Source organism: Bradyrhizobium sp. LeoA1Lang (assembly GCF_055413685.1).
Genome location: NZ_JBVAPG010000172.1, coordinates 1 through 16,106, shown reverse-complemented (window position 1 = coordinate 16,106; position 16,106 = coordinate 1). Strand labels below are relative to the sequence as shown.

The 16,106-nt window shown below is 59.8% G+C and carries 10 protein-coding genes; all 10 read right to left on the bottom strand.

Annotated features, from left to right (window positions below):
* Positions 1-35: 35 nt before the first annotated feature.
* Entirely contained in the window at positions 36-623 is a 588-nt protein-coding gene (locus tag ACZYOF_RS36065; RefSeq protein ID WP_463718730.1) for a Na+/H+ antiporter subunit E, read from the bottom strand.
* Positions 624-655: 32 nt separating this feature from the next.
* Positions 656-3,739 carry an efflux RND transporter permease subunit gene (locus ACZYOF_RS36060; protein WP_463718729.1) on the bottom strand — a complete coding sequence of 1,028 codons (3,084 nt, stop codon included), beginning with the start codon at positions 3,737-3,739 and terminating at the stop codon, positions 656-658.
* Complete coding sequence (locus ACZYOF_RS36055) at positions 3,736-4,812, bottom strand: efflux RND transporter periplasmic adaptor subunit (protein ID WP_463718728.1); 1,077 nt, start codon at positions 4,810-4,812, stop codon at positions 3,736-3,738. Before ACZYOF_RS36055 ends, ACZYOF_RS36060 begins: the two co-directional genes overlap by 4 nt.
* A gap of 549 nt (positions 4,813-5,361) precedes the next feature.
* Entirely contained in the window at positions 5,362-7,683 is a 2,322-nt protein-coding gene (locus ACZYOF_RS36050; RefSeq protein WP_463718732.1) for a multiheme c-type cytochrome, read from the bottom strand.
* Positions 7,684-7,890: 207 nt separating this feature from the next.
* The gene (locus ACZYOF_RS36045; protein WP_463718727.1) at positions 7,891-8,898 is read right to left on the bottom strand and encodes an HAD family hydrolase; all 1,008 of its coding nucleotides are present in this window, start codon (positions 8,896-8,898) and stop codon (positions 7,891-7,893) included.
* Positions 8,899-8,951: 53 nt separating this feature from the next.
* Entirely contained in the window at positions 8,952-9,137 is a 186-nt protein-coding gene (locus tag ACZYOF_RS36040) for a hypothetical protein (RefSeq protein WP_282531059.1), read from the bottom strand.
* A 151-nt stretch (positions 9,138-9,288) separates the two neighbouring features.
* Entirely contained in the window at positions 9,289-10,947 is a 1,659-nt protein-coding gene (locus ACZYOF_RS36035; protein ID WP_463718731.1) for an arylsulfatase, read from the bottom strand.
* 302 nt (positions 10,948-11,249) lie between these two features.
* Positions 11,250-12,194: a helix-turn-helix transcriptional regulator gene (locus tag ACZYOF_RS36030; RefSeq protein WP_463718726.1), complete on the bottom strand. Its 945-nt coding sequence runs from the start codon at positions 12,192-12,194 to the stop codon at positions 11,250-11,252.
* 256 nt (positions 12,195-12,450) lie between these two features.
* Positions 12,451-13,332, bottom strand: a complete 882-nt coding sequence (locus tag ACZYOF_RS36025; RefSeq protein WP_463718725.1) for an AraC family transcriptional regulator — start codon at positions 13,330-13,332, stop codon at positions 12,451-12,453.
* Positions 13,333-13,479: 147 nt separating this feature from the next.
* Complete coding sequence (locus tag ACZYOF_RS36020; protein ID WP_463718724.1) at positions 13,480-14,487, bottom strand: AraC family transcriptional regulator; 1,008 nt, start codon at positions 14,485-14,487, stop codon at positions 13,480-13,482.
* Positions 14,488-16,106: the final 1,619 nt, after the last annotated feature.

Sequence of the window (16,106 nt, the reverse complement as noted above, 5' to 3'; positions counted from 1 at the left end):
GACGGCTGGCAGACCCTCGCCAGCAAGCCCATTGCTCAGCCGGTTGATCTTGCCGCCTGAGCAGATATCATCCGTTCACCGGAGACTCGCGACGGACAAATTCCAACCAAGTTCGCGACGGCACCATGTTCTTCGAACGCACCGGCAATGGCGCGGGTCGCTTCGTCCGGATCTGTTGTTTTGACGTCGAGCCAATGGACGAAGAGGCTGTCGCCGTCGATGTCGATAACGAGTGATCCGGGCGTCAGCGCGATGGAGTTGGCAAGCGCAAGACGTCCAACCGGAGTCTTGAGTCTCGTTCTGATCCTGACGATGCCAGGTCTGATATTGATGCGCGGGGCATAAACGTAGCGCATCATGTTGATGTTCGCACGGACCAGCTCGACCAGAAAGACGCCTGTGTAGAGAACGAAATGATAGAGGCGCCCTGGGGATAAGCGGACGTCTCGCCACGCGCCCGGTTTGCGCGTGAACATGTAGGCCAGAACGACGGAAATCAGCGCGCCGGTCGCGAGCGCGCCAACGGCGAAGGACGAGTTCGCCGCGAACCAGATAAATGTGAGGAGCACCGATAGCCAAAGGAAACCGCTCGGTCGTTTCACTGCGGGCTGATTTGGCGCCATTGTCAGCAACCCCGACTGTCAGCAACCCAGTGTTATGAGTTGATCCTCGGAATGCCGATCCCCGCCGGCTTCTGCGGATCGGCTGATTTTTCAGTTCCCTTGAACCAAGCTACATACAAGGTAGGAAGGAAGATAAGCGTAAGTATCGTCGCGACCAGCAATCCTCCCATGATCGCGAAGGCCATTGGTCCCCAGAACACCGTTGGAGCGATCGGGATCATGCCGAGAACGGTCGATACGGCGGTCAGCATGATTGGGCGGAAGCGAGAGCTGCTGGCATTGATTGCGGCTGACCAGACGTTCTCTCCCCGTGCGCGTTCGGCTTCGATTTGGCCAATCAGGATCACGGCGTTCTTGGTAATCATGCCGATCAAAGCCAGAATGCCAAGAATGGCGACGAAGCCGAGCGGCCTGCGGGACACGAGAAGCGCCGCGACAACGCCGATCAAGCCGAGAGGCGCGACGCTGAGGACCAGGAATAGCCGCTGAAAGCTTTGCAACTCGGCCATGAGGACCGTGAACATCAGCAGCAGCATGACCGGAACAACAGCGATGACGGAAGCTTGCGAATACTTGCTTTCTTCAACGGTTCCACCCATGACGATGCGATAAGCGCGGGGAAGGTTTTTTGCGAGCGTATCGACCGCCGGCGCAAGCGCATTGATCACGGTTTCCGGAAGCGCCCCGGGCGCCACATCGGCCTGCACCGTGAGCGTAGGTACGCGATCGCGCCGCCAGACCAATGGATATTCCTGCTTGTATTCGAATGTAGCGAACTGGTTGAGCGGAACTGTTCGCCCGTTAGGCAGCGGCACTTGCAAGGTGCTCAGGTTCGCCAGCGAGACGCGCTGTTCGTCGGTCGCTCGCACGAGAACGTCGACAAGATAGATGTCGTCGCGAACCTGTGTGACAGGCGTGCCTGAAATCACGGTGTTCAGGACGCTCGCCACGGCTTGCGAGCTCAGACCCAGCGATCGCGCCTCGTCCTGGTCGACACGGATGCGGAGCTGACGCGCCGGCCCGATCCAGTCGAAATTGACCTGCTCGGCTTGCGGGTTGGCCGCGACGATCTGGGCAAGCTTCAGCGAGATGTCCCGTACCTGGTCAATGTCGGGGCCGCTTACACGATATTGCACAGGCCAGCCGACCGGCGGGCCGAGTTCGAGCGGAGAGATCCGGGAAATCGCGCTCGGGAATTCATTGGCGAGGAATTTTTCAAGCTTGACGCGAAGGCGCTCGCGCGCGGCGACGTCCTTCGCAACGATCACCACTTGCGTGAAAAAGTCGTTCGCCAACTGGACATTGAGCGGCAGATAGAAGCGAATGGCGCCACGTCCCACATAGGTACTCCAGCGCGCTACGTCCGCATCGCCCTTCAGGGCCGCGTCGAAGCGCTTCGCGGCCGCTTCGCTGGCATAGATCGACGCATTTTGCGGCAGACTGATATCGACCAGAAGCTCCGGACGATCGGAGGACGGAAAGAATTGGCGGGGAATGAGCGGAAGGGCGAGATAGGAGAGAACGAAGAGCGCCACGGTGAGAAGAATAGTCACCCATTTTGCCCGCATGGCGGCGGTAAGAAAGCCTCGATACCAAGAGAGGATTCTGCTGGGGTTCGCGGTTTGCGAGGTCCGGGGCGGTTTCAGAATGACGACGCCCAGCAGTGGCGCGAAGACGACGGCCACGAACCAGGATACGAGCAGTGCGATGCTGACGACGGCAAACAGCGAGAACGTGTACTCTCCCGCGGAGCTGGCGGCAAAGCCGACGGGAACAAATCCGGCGATGGTTACCAGCGTTCCCGCGAGCATGGCGAATGCATAGGTCCGGAACGCGAATGTCGCAGCTTCAACCTTGTCATCGCCCGCGGCGAGCCGGTTGAGGGTGGCGTCGGTGGTGGTCATCGCGTCATCGACGAGCAGTGCCAGCGCGATGATGAGGGCGCCGAGCGATATCCTCTGCATGTCGATGCCTGCCATCTGCATGATCGGAAAGACGATGGCGAGCGTCAAAGGAATCGAAAGCGCGATGATCAGCCCTGGGCGGACGCCCAGACTGATGAAGCTGATCACGAGAATGATGGCAATCGCCTGCAACAACGACGTCATGAACTCGGAGATCGCGCCATCGACCGTGACGGCCTGATCGGCGACGAGGATTGGCTGGATCCCTATCGGCAGGCCCGCCGTGATCTGGTCCATCGCCTGATTGATGTTCCTGCCGAGGGCGAGAATATCTCCGCCCTCCCTCATGGCGATGGCAAGCCCGATCGCCGGTTCGCCGTTGACGCGGAACATGGGCTGGGGCGGATCGGAATAGCCGCGCCGCACCTGCGCTATGTCACTCAGGCGGAGCGTCCGTCCGCCCGCGATGAAGTTGACGCTGGCGACGTCCTGCTCCGTCCGAAACGCACCTGAAACCTGCAGCGAAAGACTCTCGTCGCCGGTCTGGATGGTACCGGCCGGACGTACGACGTTTTGGGCCTGGAGGGCGGCGATGAGCGCCGAGCGGTCGATGCCGAGGCCGGCGAGTTCCTTTATCGAGAACTCGACGAAAATCCGTTCGTCCTGGGCACCCAGCAGTTCGATCTCCGAGACGTCACGAACAAGAAGCAGCTTCGAGCGGATGTCTTCAACGTAATCGCGAAGTTCGCGATGGGTGAACCCGTCGCTCGTAAAACCGTAGATGATCCCGAACGTAGCGCCGAAATCGTCGTTGAAGCCGGGCCCAACGATGCCTGCTGGCAGCGTATGCCTGATATCACCGACGTTCTTGCGAACCTGATACCAGGTGTCGGCCACCTCTTTCGCGTTTGTGCTGCCCTTCAAGTTGACGAAGATCGTCGTGATGCCGGCTTTGGTATAGCTGCGCAGGAAGTCGAGATGCGGCGTTTCCTGCAGCCTGCGCTCAAGTCGTTCGGTTACTTGCTTGAGAGTATCCTCGAAGGTTGCTCCAGGCCATGCGGCCTGAACAACCATCGTCTTGATGATGAAGGTGGGATCCTCGCTGCGCCCAAGACGGAAATAGGATAGAACGCCGGCAACGACAGCGATGATCATGAGATAAGCGACGAACGAGCGGTGATTCAGCGCCCATTCGGAAAGATTGAATCTCATGACGACCCCGACCCGAGTATGCGAATCTTCTGGCCCGGGTGCAGGGCTTGCACGCCTGCCGTGACCACGATTTCTCCGGTGTCGATTCCTTGGGAAACTGCTACCAGCGCCTGGTTGAAGCGCAGCACGTCGATGTTTCGCAATGATACGGTATTCTTGGAGGGATCGACGACCCACACGGCGGGCTGTTGATTTACTCTCGTTAGCGCCGTGGCGGGGATTTCAATGATTGGAATGGCCTCCATTTGCAGGCGCCCGGTCACGGTCGCGCCAAGAAGCATGGCCGGCGGGGGATCCGTCAGGCCAACCTTCACTTCAAAGGTTCGTGTTGCCGGATTGGCTTGCGGGGCGACTTCGCGGATGCGGCCTTGCGCGGTCACCGCGCGATCGTCGGTCAGACTCACGCTGATTTCAGGATCGCTCGGCGCTGTTCGGATGACCTGGGCGGGGATGTCGAAAACGGCATCACGGCCATCCTTGCGGGCAACCCTGACGATGCTTTGTCCGGGCTGGACGACTTCACCCGCGGCGGGACCTGTTGCCGTCAAAACACCCGGAGCGTCAGCCTTGAGTTCGGTGAAGCTCACCTGATCATGCGCGATCTTGAGTTGAGCCTCGGCCGCATCGACCTGCGATTGAGCGGTTTGCTGGGCTTGTTTTGCCTGATCGAAGTTGACGTTCGTGGTCCAGCCTTGCGCGAAGAGGGTTTGTTGACGCTCGAATTGATTGCGGGCCTGAACCAGTTGCCCCTGGGCGGCTGCGAGGGCCGCCTGCGCCTGCCGCAGGCCGTTCATCTCGTTTTGCGATTCAAGGCGCGCAACAACCTGACCGCGCTGCACCCGATCTCCGAGCTTGCCGTTGTTCTCGAGAAGTCGGCCACCAATGCGGAACGAAAGCGAAACCTCGTCCTCGGCTTCAATCCTGCCGGTAAACGTGAGTAGTGTTCCAGCTTTGCTCTTTTCAACAGTTATGGTTCGAACCGGACGGACTGCTGGAGCCGCTGTTTCTGGCTCACGTTCGCAACCGGCAAGCAGCATTGGAGCGACCAAAACCATCAGTCCGGTCTGCCGCATGCGACGCATTCTGTTCAAACGGGCGGCACACCCAGACGTGGACATGGCTCACTTCCTTGTTCGTTGGCCCACCTGGTTCTTCCAGCCATTCCGATCGTTGTTATCGTCGCTCCAGTTTGTAATTCTCGTTCGGACTCTGCGAGATCGAGCGAATGCGCAAGAACGCAAACAATCGTTCGTGCGTAGCCTCTAGACTTGTTTCGATGTTGGCGAGGACGGCTTCGTGGTTAGACAGCGGCCGGTCGCTGCTGCCATCATATGGCCGAGCGAAATAATCCTCAAGCGGATGGAATTGCGAGTCCCGCAGGCATCACAAGCAGACACGCACCGGTGCTCGGGGCGCATCACCTTTGAGAGTCAGCAAGCCCAAGGCGACCCACTTGCGAGATGTGGCGCTAGGTAAGTCATGCTGACGTGTTAAGGCAGCGTCGATCGACGAAGGATCTCGTCGCAACCTGAGCGGCTTTTGGCGCCCGGCGAGACGCGCGCAGGATTTTGAAAGAAGCAATCCGCAGCGCTATGCGAAATCGGCAGGAAAGAGCTGTCAAGTCACTTCAAACGTGCGCGAAGATCGTCGGTGAGGCGGGCTAATTCACGGTCATTCGGGAGAAGGCGAGAGAGACGCTCGGCGTATTCGAGGGCGGCACCAATGTTGCCGGAGTCGCGGCTGAACGAGACGAGGGCAGACAGCGAGTCGCGATCGTCCGGATGGCGGGCCAGGTTCGCCTTCAAGACCTCAATCGATTCACCAATGCGGCCTGACGAATGTAGCGCCACGGCGTAGACATAGGCGTAGCGCGACCGGTCAGGTTCGAGCTCGCTGGCTGTGCGGAATTCGCCAAGCGCGTCGTTCGGCCGTTTCTGCCGCGTCAGGTTGAGCCCGAGGGCGTGATGCAAGCCGGCATCCTCGCGTGAGGACGTGATCGCTGTTCTCAGAACACTTTCTCCGTCGCCATCCCGGCCAAGCTGCCGATAAAGGTCCGCCAGATTGATCGCTGTAGGCGCATATTGCGGACTGAGCCGCAGGGCTGCCTTGTATTCGCTCTCTGCATCGGCTGCCAGTCCGCGCCGCGCATAGAAGTTTCCGAGGGTCGATCGGGCTTCGGGGCGGTCCGCGTTGAGACGCTGCGCCGCAATGAACTCGGCAGTGGCCCGCTCGAAGGCTGCACGGTCCGCCGGCGGCTGGGCTGCGGTCGGGACGGCGGCCAAGATCGACACCGCCCTGATGCGAACGCCGCGGCTTGGATCGGCAAGAAGCGGCGAGACCAGCGGCCAGATTCGCTCGCCCGGAAGGCCGTCGAGCATGTCAAGCGCTGCGACCCGCACCATCGGATCGGGATCGGCCAACCCCTTGCGCGCGAGCTCGATATTCGCGGGCGAGACCCGCGAATGAAGTTCGCTAAGCGCGCTCGCACGCGCGATTACCGGCGCGGTGGGACTGGCCGCCACCACAGCCAGCAGCGTGGCAGCGTCGGCGCGGTCGGTCCAGGAAGCCTGGAAGGCCTCGGCGTAATTCTGAAAGCCTTTTCGGACCGGCCCGTGCCAGCGCTCGATCGCGTCGGCGGCCCATTGTGCGGATTTGTCGCCATGACAGTTGTTGCAGGCATTGGGGGTGCCGAGCTTCACGGAGAGATCTGGCCTCGGAATTCGAAGGCTGTGGTCGTGCCGCTTGTCGACCACCATGTAGGTGCTGACGGGCATGTGGCATGACGCGCAAGCCACGGCCGGCGTAACGCCTTCGTGGCGATGATGTGAGGCAACTTCATATTTGTCGGCGGCATGGCATTGCAGGCAAACGCCATCGCCTGGAGCGCGGAGCTTGGCTGCATGGGGTTCATGGCAATCGCTGCAGGTCACGCCGGCTGCGAACATCTTGCTCTGCTTGAACGGGCCGTAATTGTACACCTCGTCGAGCATCTGCCCGTCCGCGTGATACAGGGCAGCAGCAAGGAGGGAAACGGCATGCGTGTCGGACAATGGTTGTCCTGGTACCCAATCTTCCGAAAATTCACCGCGTCGGGCGTGGCACAATCCGCAGGTCTCGACCTCCCTGCGTGTCACCGCAGGGGCGATGCTGCGTTGCGGGTTGCCGGTCTTCGGATCGGGGTGCCAGGTAATGCCATCTCGCTCGTTCAGCAAGACGGCTAACCCTTTGCGCGGGTCATCGTCTTTCCCAAACCAACTGCGTTGGCTGTGGGCCCAATCGACGTGCCGCGAGCCTTTGCCGTGGCATGCCTCGCAGCCGACGCTGATCTCCGTCCACGTCGTGCGGAAGCGATCTTCGGCCACGTCGTAGTTCTTCCGGACGCCGGTTGAATGGCACTCCGCACACATGAAATTCCAGTTCTGATTGAGCTTGGTCCAGTGCAGCACGTCGTCGTGCTTGATCTCCTCATTGGGGTAGAGATGAAACCAGCGTTGCCCGCCCTTGTCCTTCGGCCGGCTATCCCAGGCGATTGAGAGCGCCTGCAGGCGGCCATCCGGGAATTCGATCAGATATTGCTGGAGCGGATCAATGCCGAAGGTGTATTTGACCTCGAAGCTCGCAAGCTTGCCGTCAGGACCATCGGTCTCGACGAAGAATTTGTTGTCCTTTTTGAAGAACCGCGAATGGACGCCGAAATAATCGAAACTGGCATCATCGAAATTCCCAAACACGGAAGCGACGGTGGCGTGCTGCATGGCATGCTTGTGCTGGGACTCCTTCCATAACGCGGTTTCGGCCTGGTGGCACCCGGCGCAGGCTTCACTGCCGACAAAGACGGCAGCAGGAGCCACCTCGCTTGAACGAAAAGTTGCAGGCAGGATGACACCGCTGTTGATGGCAAACAGGAGTGCAGCGCCACCCAATACGAGGACTGCCATCGCCATCAACGTGGCGGCGCGCGTCGGTGGCCTCTGGTTCTTATCTGCTCTATTGTCGCTGCGCGCCACGAATTGCTATCCGCTGCAGGCTAAGGGCGAATTCCAGCAAATCCTCTGATGCTGTCCCACGCTATGCAGATTCGGCAAAATGTTTGTCGCGGCGTTGCCGGCTGAGTCGGTTCATCGCCTGCCGCGCTCCCTTCAGAATCGGCGCTAGTGCTCGAACGGAAACACTCGCTTCCAATCGTTTTTCATGCTGATCACTGTCCAGCCGTCCTTCTTGGCCTCGTCATAAAGCGCGGGAGTGAAAGTGCCGACCTTGGTGTCCGGCAGACTTTGCGCCGGGCCGTAGGCGTATTCGCGGGCGGCATCGTCATGCAGCACCAGCATCTTCAGCCGCGTACCATTACCTGCACCGGTCCACTCCAGCATCTCGCGATCGCCCGTCGAGTTGCCGAACGCCGCATACGGCCGGCGCCCGATCATGAGGTGAATCCCTTCTGGCTTGCCCGCGTTGTCGTCGTTCAGGATGAGCTTCGGTTCCTTGGTCAGGAACGGTTTGCCGTCCTTGCCGTAGCCATATTTCGTTCCGCCCGCGGTACCGACCACCTGCTCAGGCGGGATGCCATAGACCTGTTGGGCGTATACACGCACGAAGTCTTGCCCTCCACCGGTCACGATAAAGGTCTTGAAGCCGTTGTCGCGCAGGAATCGCAGGACCTCGAGCATCGGCTGATAAACGAGCTCGGTATAGGGGCGCTTCCAGCGCGGATGCCGCGCGGTTCCAATCCACTTCTTGGCTTCGGCGTTGAACTCGTCCACTGACATGCCGGTCAGCGTTGCGGCGAGGATTTCCTCGAGGTCCGTCAAGGAAAGCTTGGCGATCGCCTCCCGGTCGCTCGAAAGCACGGTCTTGAATGGCGCGACGTCCTTGAGCTCCGGCTTTTTTTCGACCACTGCCGGGACACGCTCCAGACAGTAGACCACTTGCGTGTACATCGGATGCTCGACCCAGAGCGTGCCGTCCTGATCAAAGACGGCAATCCGATCCTCTGTTGGCACGTGGTTGGGGCTCGCAGTGTCGGTTGTGACGCGCACGAAGTCGAGGATCGCCTGTTTCGCGGCCCCATCGTTCCATGAAGGCAACGGATTCTGAGACGTTGTTTGTGCCAATACCGGGACCGTCAGAAGCGGACTGGACAAGGCAGGCAACAGCGTCAAGATCGAAAGCAGAACGCGGCGGTTCGTCTGACAGTGCAACAGAGACGGCATGATCACCTCCTAGTTCGACGAGGGTGGGAGAGCCGTAGCTTCTCCATTGCCTGTTCGACCGAGAAGCTGCCGGGCCGTTGGCGCGGCGGGAATTCGCGGAAGCTTGCGATGTTCTGGGCCACGATCGCTTGCGCCGGCACAAGCAGGAAGGCGTGATCGATTGGACTCGTGGTATTCTTCATGGTCATGAGCAACTCCTTGGCTGTTGCTGCCCAAACGCATGGATCGGTTGACGTTCTCTCGGAGGGGTTGCATGGGAAGCGCGTTCATCGCTTCGCCTGTGGTGGGCGGACGCCCTGTGGGGCGTCCGCATATTCAGGTCATGCTCGCTTCACGCGGCTAGTCGCTCGCGGCGCGGGAGTTGGCCTTCTTGACCTCCTCAAGGATCTGGCTGAGGTTGTAGCTCTCCGGGGCCTGCAGCGGCGGGAACTTCTCGTAGCTGGACAGGTGCTCCAGCCACAACCGCTGACCGATCGGCAGCATGTTCCAGTCGTACTGGAAGGCGGTCGCCGGGGCGCCGAGCACGCCGCCCGTGCTCATGGCCGTCTTCTGGTCAACGCCGACAGCCTGCTCGAAGGGATCACGCTTGATGTTCTGGACCAAAGTGAAGTGGAAGGGGATGAGCGGCATGATCCAGCCGGCCGGCCCGGGCTGCGACATGGTGTAGTACATCTTCCAATTCTTGTAGCGCACCGCCGACGGCGTTGCGCCCGAGAAGTAGAAGAAGTAGTCCCGCGCCGACTTGTCGGACTTGCCTTCGAGGTACTCGCGCTGGTCGACGCCATCGAGCGTCGTCTTGACGATGCCGGGGTACCGCCCTGCCTCGATCTGCTGCTTCAGTTCGTCGCCCTTGGGTCCGCCGGCGACGTCGACCAACGTGGGAACCCAGTCGAGCGCGGCGAACAGTTGGTTCTTGACCGTGCCTGGCTTGATGACACCGGGCCATTTGATCACCATAGGTGCGCGATAGCCGCCTTCCCAGGCCTCGCCCTTCTGGCCCTTAAACGGGGTCACGCCGCCGTCCGGGAAGGAGATCGCCTCAGCACCATTATCGGTCGTGAATACAACGATCGTATTGTTGGCCTGACCCATGTCGTCGAGCTTCTTGAGGACGCCGCCGATATTGTCGTCCATCTGCTTCATGCCGGCTTCGTTGAGTCCCCAGTCCTTGCCGCCGCGCTCGCCGACCATGGCCTCGTATTTCGGCGGCAGCACGGTGACGACGTGCATGCGCGCCGGGTTGTACCAGACAAAGAATGGCTTGCCGGTCTTCTTCGGGTCATTGCGATCGAGGAAATCGACGACCTTCTCTGAAATCTCCTCGTCCACGGTCCGCGAGCGATCCAGGGTCAACGGCCCTTCGTCGCTGCACATCTGATTCTTGCTCGTGCCGTCTGAGGACTTGCACGACAGGATGTTGCGCGGGGGCGTGAGGCACAGCGTGGTCTTGGGGTCCACCGCGCCGGGCACTTCGGGCACGCCCGGGATCGGCGTATTCTTGCAGGGTGGCGCCACGGTCTGCTGCAGCGGCGTCTTGTTGATGTCAGGGAAGCTGACCTGCTGCATCGCGTCGAGATGGTAGAGATAGCCCCAGTATTCCTGGAAGCCGTGTGCCGTCGGCAGGGCATCGGTGTGGTCGCCGAGATGGTTCTTGCCGAATTCGCCGGTGGTGTAGCCGAGATCGAACAGGAACTGGGCGAGGGCCGGCGTGCCGGGCCGCAGGTAGGACGGGCTCCCCGGGAGCTGTGGCGGGATCATGCCGGTGCGCAGCGGATACATGCCAGTGAAGAACGCATTGCGGCCGGAGGTGCAGCTCTGCATCGCGACGTAGTCCATGAAGATGGCACCCTCGTTGCCGATGCGATCGATACTCGGCGTTTCGCCGACCATCAGGCCGCGGTGATAGATGCTTGGCTGCATCCAGCCGATGTCGTCGCCCATGATGAAGAGGATGTTGGGTTTTTGTCCCTGCTGGGCGGAGGCAGGAATGCTTGCCATTGTCATGGCGGCACACGCCAAGACAAGAGCGCCCGAAATTGGTCGGTACATGCTCATGGTTGCTTCCTTAATTGGCGGCTGCCGAAAGCCCGGGCCGCAGCCTTCGCCCACCTCCACCCGCCGACAACTTGGCTTTGCCGATTCATGCGAGATCGCAACCGGCAATCGGTCGGACGCTTTGCGACGGCAAATTGGGCGAAGCGCCCTGAATGCGCTATGCACATTCGGCAGATTAAGCCTGGTCGTATACGAGGCTGAAGCTAGTGTTGGCTTCGCAGGGCTGACTATGCGCTTTCGGCGGATTACGGATCGCGTTGCAGCGTGACGGAAGGCGATTCGCCGAAGGTGGTGCGATACGTCACCGCAAAGCGCCCAAGCTCCAGGAATTGATGATTTCGCGCGACCTCCGCGACCGTGGCCATCGAAGGATCGGCACGTCGCAGTGCCGAACGCGCCTGATTCAATCGTCGCAACAAGAGATATCGTGCGGGGCTTACGCCGAGGAACTTCGCGCAACACATCCGCAGGCTGCGCTCCGGTACGCCGATCTCGGCACAAAGCGCGGGCATTTTGAGTCTTTGATCGATGCGTTTGCTTAGGCCATCTTCGAAACGACGCATGACGGCGGCGTGATGGTGTCTTGCCTTGGAGTTGTTGTTGTCGATGTCGTCGGCGGTCAGACAATTGATGATCGCGTGAAGCAATTCCTGCTCCAGCGCTCTTGCTACCTCGGGACGCTCGATCAGTTTCCGTCCAGCCTCTGCAAGGTAGCAAGCTTCTCTGAAGAGAAGACGAAATCTTGATATATCCGCGCGGGCAGGGTGGAGCATTCTGCTCACGGGCGGCGGCGCGATTTCCCGTCCAGTCAAGGCCTTGCTGCAAGTCCTTAATTGGTCCGGCGATAAGGCTATCAAGCCCCATTGGGATGCGCCGTGGGAGCGCTGATGGGTGCTCTCGCCACGACCGTGCAAAACCATGTCGCCGTTCCGCAAGACAAGCCCGTCGGACACGAGGGACGCGGTACCGACCGGAAAAGAAAGGAATATCCGTTCGGGGGGCAGCGAAATATATGCGATGCGCGGAAGGATTTCGCGGCACCGACACAATTCCAGATGGTTCAATCTCAACCGTGTTAACCGCGCCTCGAAATCGCCGGCACCCGTTATCGTCAGATTGATACGTGCATCGCCGAATCCTGCGGCATAGCCGTCGGCGTCGCCAAACGTGAGTGTTGCGCCTTCTGCCATTTGCGCCGTCCCATCGGACCGGTGGACGGTCCGGTCTCATCGACGGAGGCAGCATCAAGCAGTCGGCCGCTGTCGGCTATGCGGGTTCGGAAGGTCGATGGTGGGGGTGGAATGTGAAGAATATGCAAATCCGGCAAGCCGGCCGATAGTCTCGACCAGGTGCTGCGACCATGGGTGTCCCCTCAGTGGAAAGACCGCGCGTAGCGTCACGGTTTTTTCGCAGGCGACCGCGCGTTTGCGATCACGCGCATCCGGTTCAGGCGAGGCCGGGCCCGGCAAAAGCAATGGTTGATGGGCGGTCGAGACGAACCCTCGGGTCCGCCGGCGGGCGCCGCAAGGTGCATGATGGCGATTCTCCGAAAAACATTCGGTAGGCAACTGAAAAGCGCCCCAGTTCCCAAAAGCCGTGGTCGGTGACGATTTGCGTCACAGTTGCCGTTGATGGGTCCGACCTCAAGAGCGCCTGCCGCACGAGATGCATTCGGCGCAAGGTGAGATAACGGATCGGTCCCATGCCCAAATGTTCCTCACAGGAGGCGCGAAGGGTGCGTTCGGCGACACCAACCGCCGCGCAGATCTCCGTGAGATAAAGTGGGCGGTCGGGATTGGCCTCCAAAAACGCCTCGAACCGCGCGACGATCGCGTCATGGCGACGGTCGCCCATGGTCGTTTCCAGCACGACGCCTTCCGCGAGGCACCGGACCATGACATACACCAGTTCGCTTTCGAGGGCACGAAGCACTTCCGGTATTGCGAGTACATCGGGAGTTTCATGGGCGAGTTGTCCGACCACCTTGTGCAGCTTCATCAGCCGCGACATCAACGCAGGATTCGGGTGAACGCTACGCTCGTCCAGCCGCTTGCTGAAACCACCGCCGGCTATCGCTTCGACCGCGGCGTCGAATTCATCGGTCGGGAGGGACATCGCTCCTAAATGATAATCATGGCCGGATCGATGATGTGCAACGTCAGTTCTGTTAATGATGATGTCACCAGGCAAGACTTCCTGGCCGCAGTGCTGTAGTGGGGACGAATTGGATTCGGTGAGAAAGAGGATCGATCGCCGGTCGGGTTTGCACGCAACGTTGCTGATTTGCGGCAAAGATATAGTGAAACGCTGCATCCAAAGTTTGGTCATGCCGATCTGTGTAATCTCGGCCCAAAAATCTCCCTTCGTTGTAGGGAGTATCTCAACATCAGTAGCTTGAACGGCCGCCTGACAGGGAAACGGGTCGGTAAATCTAAGAACTCTTGCCCACGACATTGTAATAAGTCCCTGTCTGGCTCAAGCTGCCCGCAAGTTTGTGGCTGCAAGCGATGTTGGGCGATTGAGACGCGTTTCGGGCAGCTCGACCGATCGCCGCAAGGTACGCGATGGCGCCTCGCCAAACAGTGTGCGGTAGGCAACCGAAAAGCGGCCGAGTTCCCAAAAACCGTGGTCGGTGACAATCTGGGTGACGGTTCTCTTTGAATGGTCCGAGCCCAGGAGCGCGCGGTGTACGAGGTGCATTCGGCGCAGGGTGAGATAACGGATCGGCCCCATTCCCAAATGCTCTTCGCAGGAGGCGCGGAGCGTGCGCTCCGCGACGCCAATCCCCGCGCAGATTTCCGCAAGATAAAGCGGCCGGTCGGGGTTGGCCTCCAGGAATTCTTCAAAACGCGCGACGATGGCGTCGTGGCGACGGCTACCAGTTCTCGACTCTGCAGCAGCACCTTCGGCAACGCACCTCACCATCACATAAGTGAGCTCATTCTCCAGTGCCCGCCCCACTTCCGGGATTTCGAGAACATCCGGCATGTCATGAGCGAGCAGCCCAACGCTCTTGTGCAGTTTCAGCAGTCGGAGCATCGCCGCAGAATGCGGGCGGATAACTCGTTTCTGCGGCATTTCGACAAACTCGCGACCGAGTACTGCCTCGGCAGCAGCATCAAAGTCATCAGCCGCAAGAGAGATCGTGCCATAGTGGAGGTTTGCGCCAGATCGTTGATGTACGACGTCGGACCTGTTCACGACGATATCGCTGGCCAAGACCTCCAGGCCACAGTGCAGGAAGGCTGTTCCATTGGGCTCGGCAAGAAAGCCAATTGATCTGCGGCCTGGCCTGACCGCGACGGTGTTAACCTGTGGCAGCGACACTCGATATCGTTGCACCAGAAGCCTGTTTATGCCGATCTGCGCAATTTCGGCATGAAAGCTTCCTTTCGCGGTCGGAAAAAGTTCGATATCCGCGGACCAAATAACTGCCTTGCACTGCGACGGATCAGATAAATCAAAAACTCTACTCCACGCCATTTCTGTTCTCCCCCGAAAACAGAACTACTAATCACTCGGGTCAACTAGGCTTACAGCAAGGAGACACAGGGAATCGGGAAGAGCGATTTCGGTCGCAAAAGAAGAGCAGGTAACGCCATCAAGTCGATTCGAGATCCGAGGCGCCGCGAAATCTCGGTTGTATTGTAGGGCCAGTATTACCTGTGGGCAACTGCGCGAATACTTGGCACAAAATGCATATCGCTCTGCAGGGTAGTCTTATGCGCTCGCACAACTGCCTGTCAGAGTTAGGAAAACAGGCCAACGCGGCTGCCTGTGCCGGAACGACCCCGCGCCGGCGGTTCTGCCGAAGATGCATAGCCGCACCCGCAGTGTAGGTCTGATTTGAATTTCAAACAGCTTCTCCGCTGTCATCGTCCGCGAAGGCGGATGCCCCGCCTGCGCGGGGCACGACGGTGGAGTTTAAGGAGAGGATGTGGGCCCGCGTTCTCGCGGCGCTTGGCGTCCGAGCTTTGCGTCTCGTTTCACCCTCTCCTTGAGTAGAGGGCGCAGGGAAAGCCGGGTGCCGGTTGCACCCATGGGTCCCGTGCAACAAAAAGCACGGGGGTAGGACCACAGGTTCAACCGAAGCATTCCGGCTTTCCCTGCGCGATGGTGTTACGGCTTATTTCGTGCTCTCCCCGGTGACCGGGCTTTCTTGCCACCGTCATCTCAAGCGCGAACTTCTTCGCGCGAAAAACTTAGCGCCAGCGTCGGGGCGCCAGGACCACACGACTTCGCCGTCCGCCAATGTTGCGTTCGTCTATCGCCACACCGACGTCCACCGCATCTCACCGCAACGTTCGTGACGATCGCGAGCCGCCCCTCATCTTGGGTGAGACGCGCGGAGTTAAATCACTGATTTGCCCGACGGCGAAAGCGGAATATTTTTCGCTGCAAGGGTGGACAGACTTTCGAGTGATTTGCCCGTCGGGTCGTTCTGTCGCGGGCCAAGCATCGAAATCGTCGTTGCGTCCGAAGCGAAGCAGGCCGTAGCGAAAACAGAATGCCGTCTCAGAAGTTCGGCCGAAATTCCCTGCATGTCCGTTTTTGGGCCGCATGCGGACTCATGCAGTGCAGCATCACTCAAACGATGGCAACTGGTTCAGACGACGGCGGTCGCAATAGCTTGCACGGCAAGTGCTTATGCGTTGCCGCTTAGCCGTCTGAGGGTTGCTGATGAACTGAAGCGGATTGAAGCGGAGCAGGGCAGTCCTCGTCGAGGATCTGCCGGACCTGCGTGAGTATCTCGCGCTCGGGGACATTTCGGCTGTCCAAGCGCAAGTGGATGCAGGTGAGACCGATCCTCGCCGAGGGTGTGTTTACCTTCGGAGTCCGTTTCTACGGATGCACGAGTAGTAGGCGTCTGCGCCAACAGCGTTTCCTTCGGCAGTGGCAGCGGGATTAGCAGAAGCATGCCCACTTGGGCTCTTGCCGCCTCATTGGCCTGCCTGAAGCATTCAGCACGTATCGCCCTAGCATTACAGTTGTCTTTTTGTTTTGAAGTGCGCGCGCTGGGCGGCGGCCTGGTGAGCTCTACGCCAAAGTGACCATGCGATGATGTGTGCGGGTTGGATTCGCTTTCGAGCGAGTCTGATGGC

Bases quoted from the DNA above. Each gene is read 5' to 3' on its own strand.
- ACZYOF_RS36055 (WP_463718728.1), bottom strand. From the start codon at position 4,812: ATGCGGCAGACCGGACTGATGGTTTTGGTCGCTCCAATGCTGCTTGCC.
- ACZYOF_RS36050 (WP_463718732.1), bottom strand. From the start codon at position 7,683: ATGGCGATGGCAGTCCTCGTATTGGGTGGCGCTGCACTCCTGTTTGCC.
- ACZYOF_RS36030 (WP_463718726.1), bottom strand. From the start codon at position 12,194: ATGGCAGAAGGCGCAACACTCACGTTTGGCGACGCCGACGGCTATGCC.
- ACZYOF_RS36035 (WP_463718731.1), bottom strand. From the start codon at position 10,947: ATGGCAAGCATTCCTGCCTCCGCCCAGCAGGGACAAAAACCCAACATC.
- ACZYOF_RS36020 (WP_463718724.1), bottom strand. From the start codon at position 14,487: ATGGCGTGGAGTAGAGTTTTTGATTTATCTGATCCGTCGCAGTGCAAG.
- ACZYOF_RS36025 (WP_463718725.1), bottom strand. From the start codon at position 13,332: ATGACCAAACTTTGGATGCAGCGTTTCACTATATCTTTGCCGCAAATC.
- ACZYOF_RS36040 (WP_282531059.1), bottom strand. From the start codon at position 9,137: ATGACCATGAAGAATACCACGAGTCCAATCGATCACGCCTTCCTGCTT.
- ACZYOF_RS36065 (WP_463718730.1), bottom strand. From the start codon at position 623: ATGGCGCCAAATCAGCCCGCAGTGAAACGACCGAGCGGTTTCCTTTGG.
- ACZYOF_RS36060 (WP_463718729.1), bottom strand. From the start codon at position 3,739: ATGAGATTCAATCTTTCCGAATGGGCGCTGAATCACCGCTCGTTCGTC.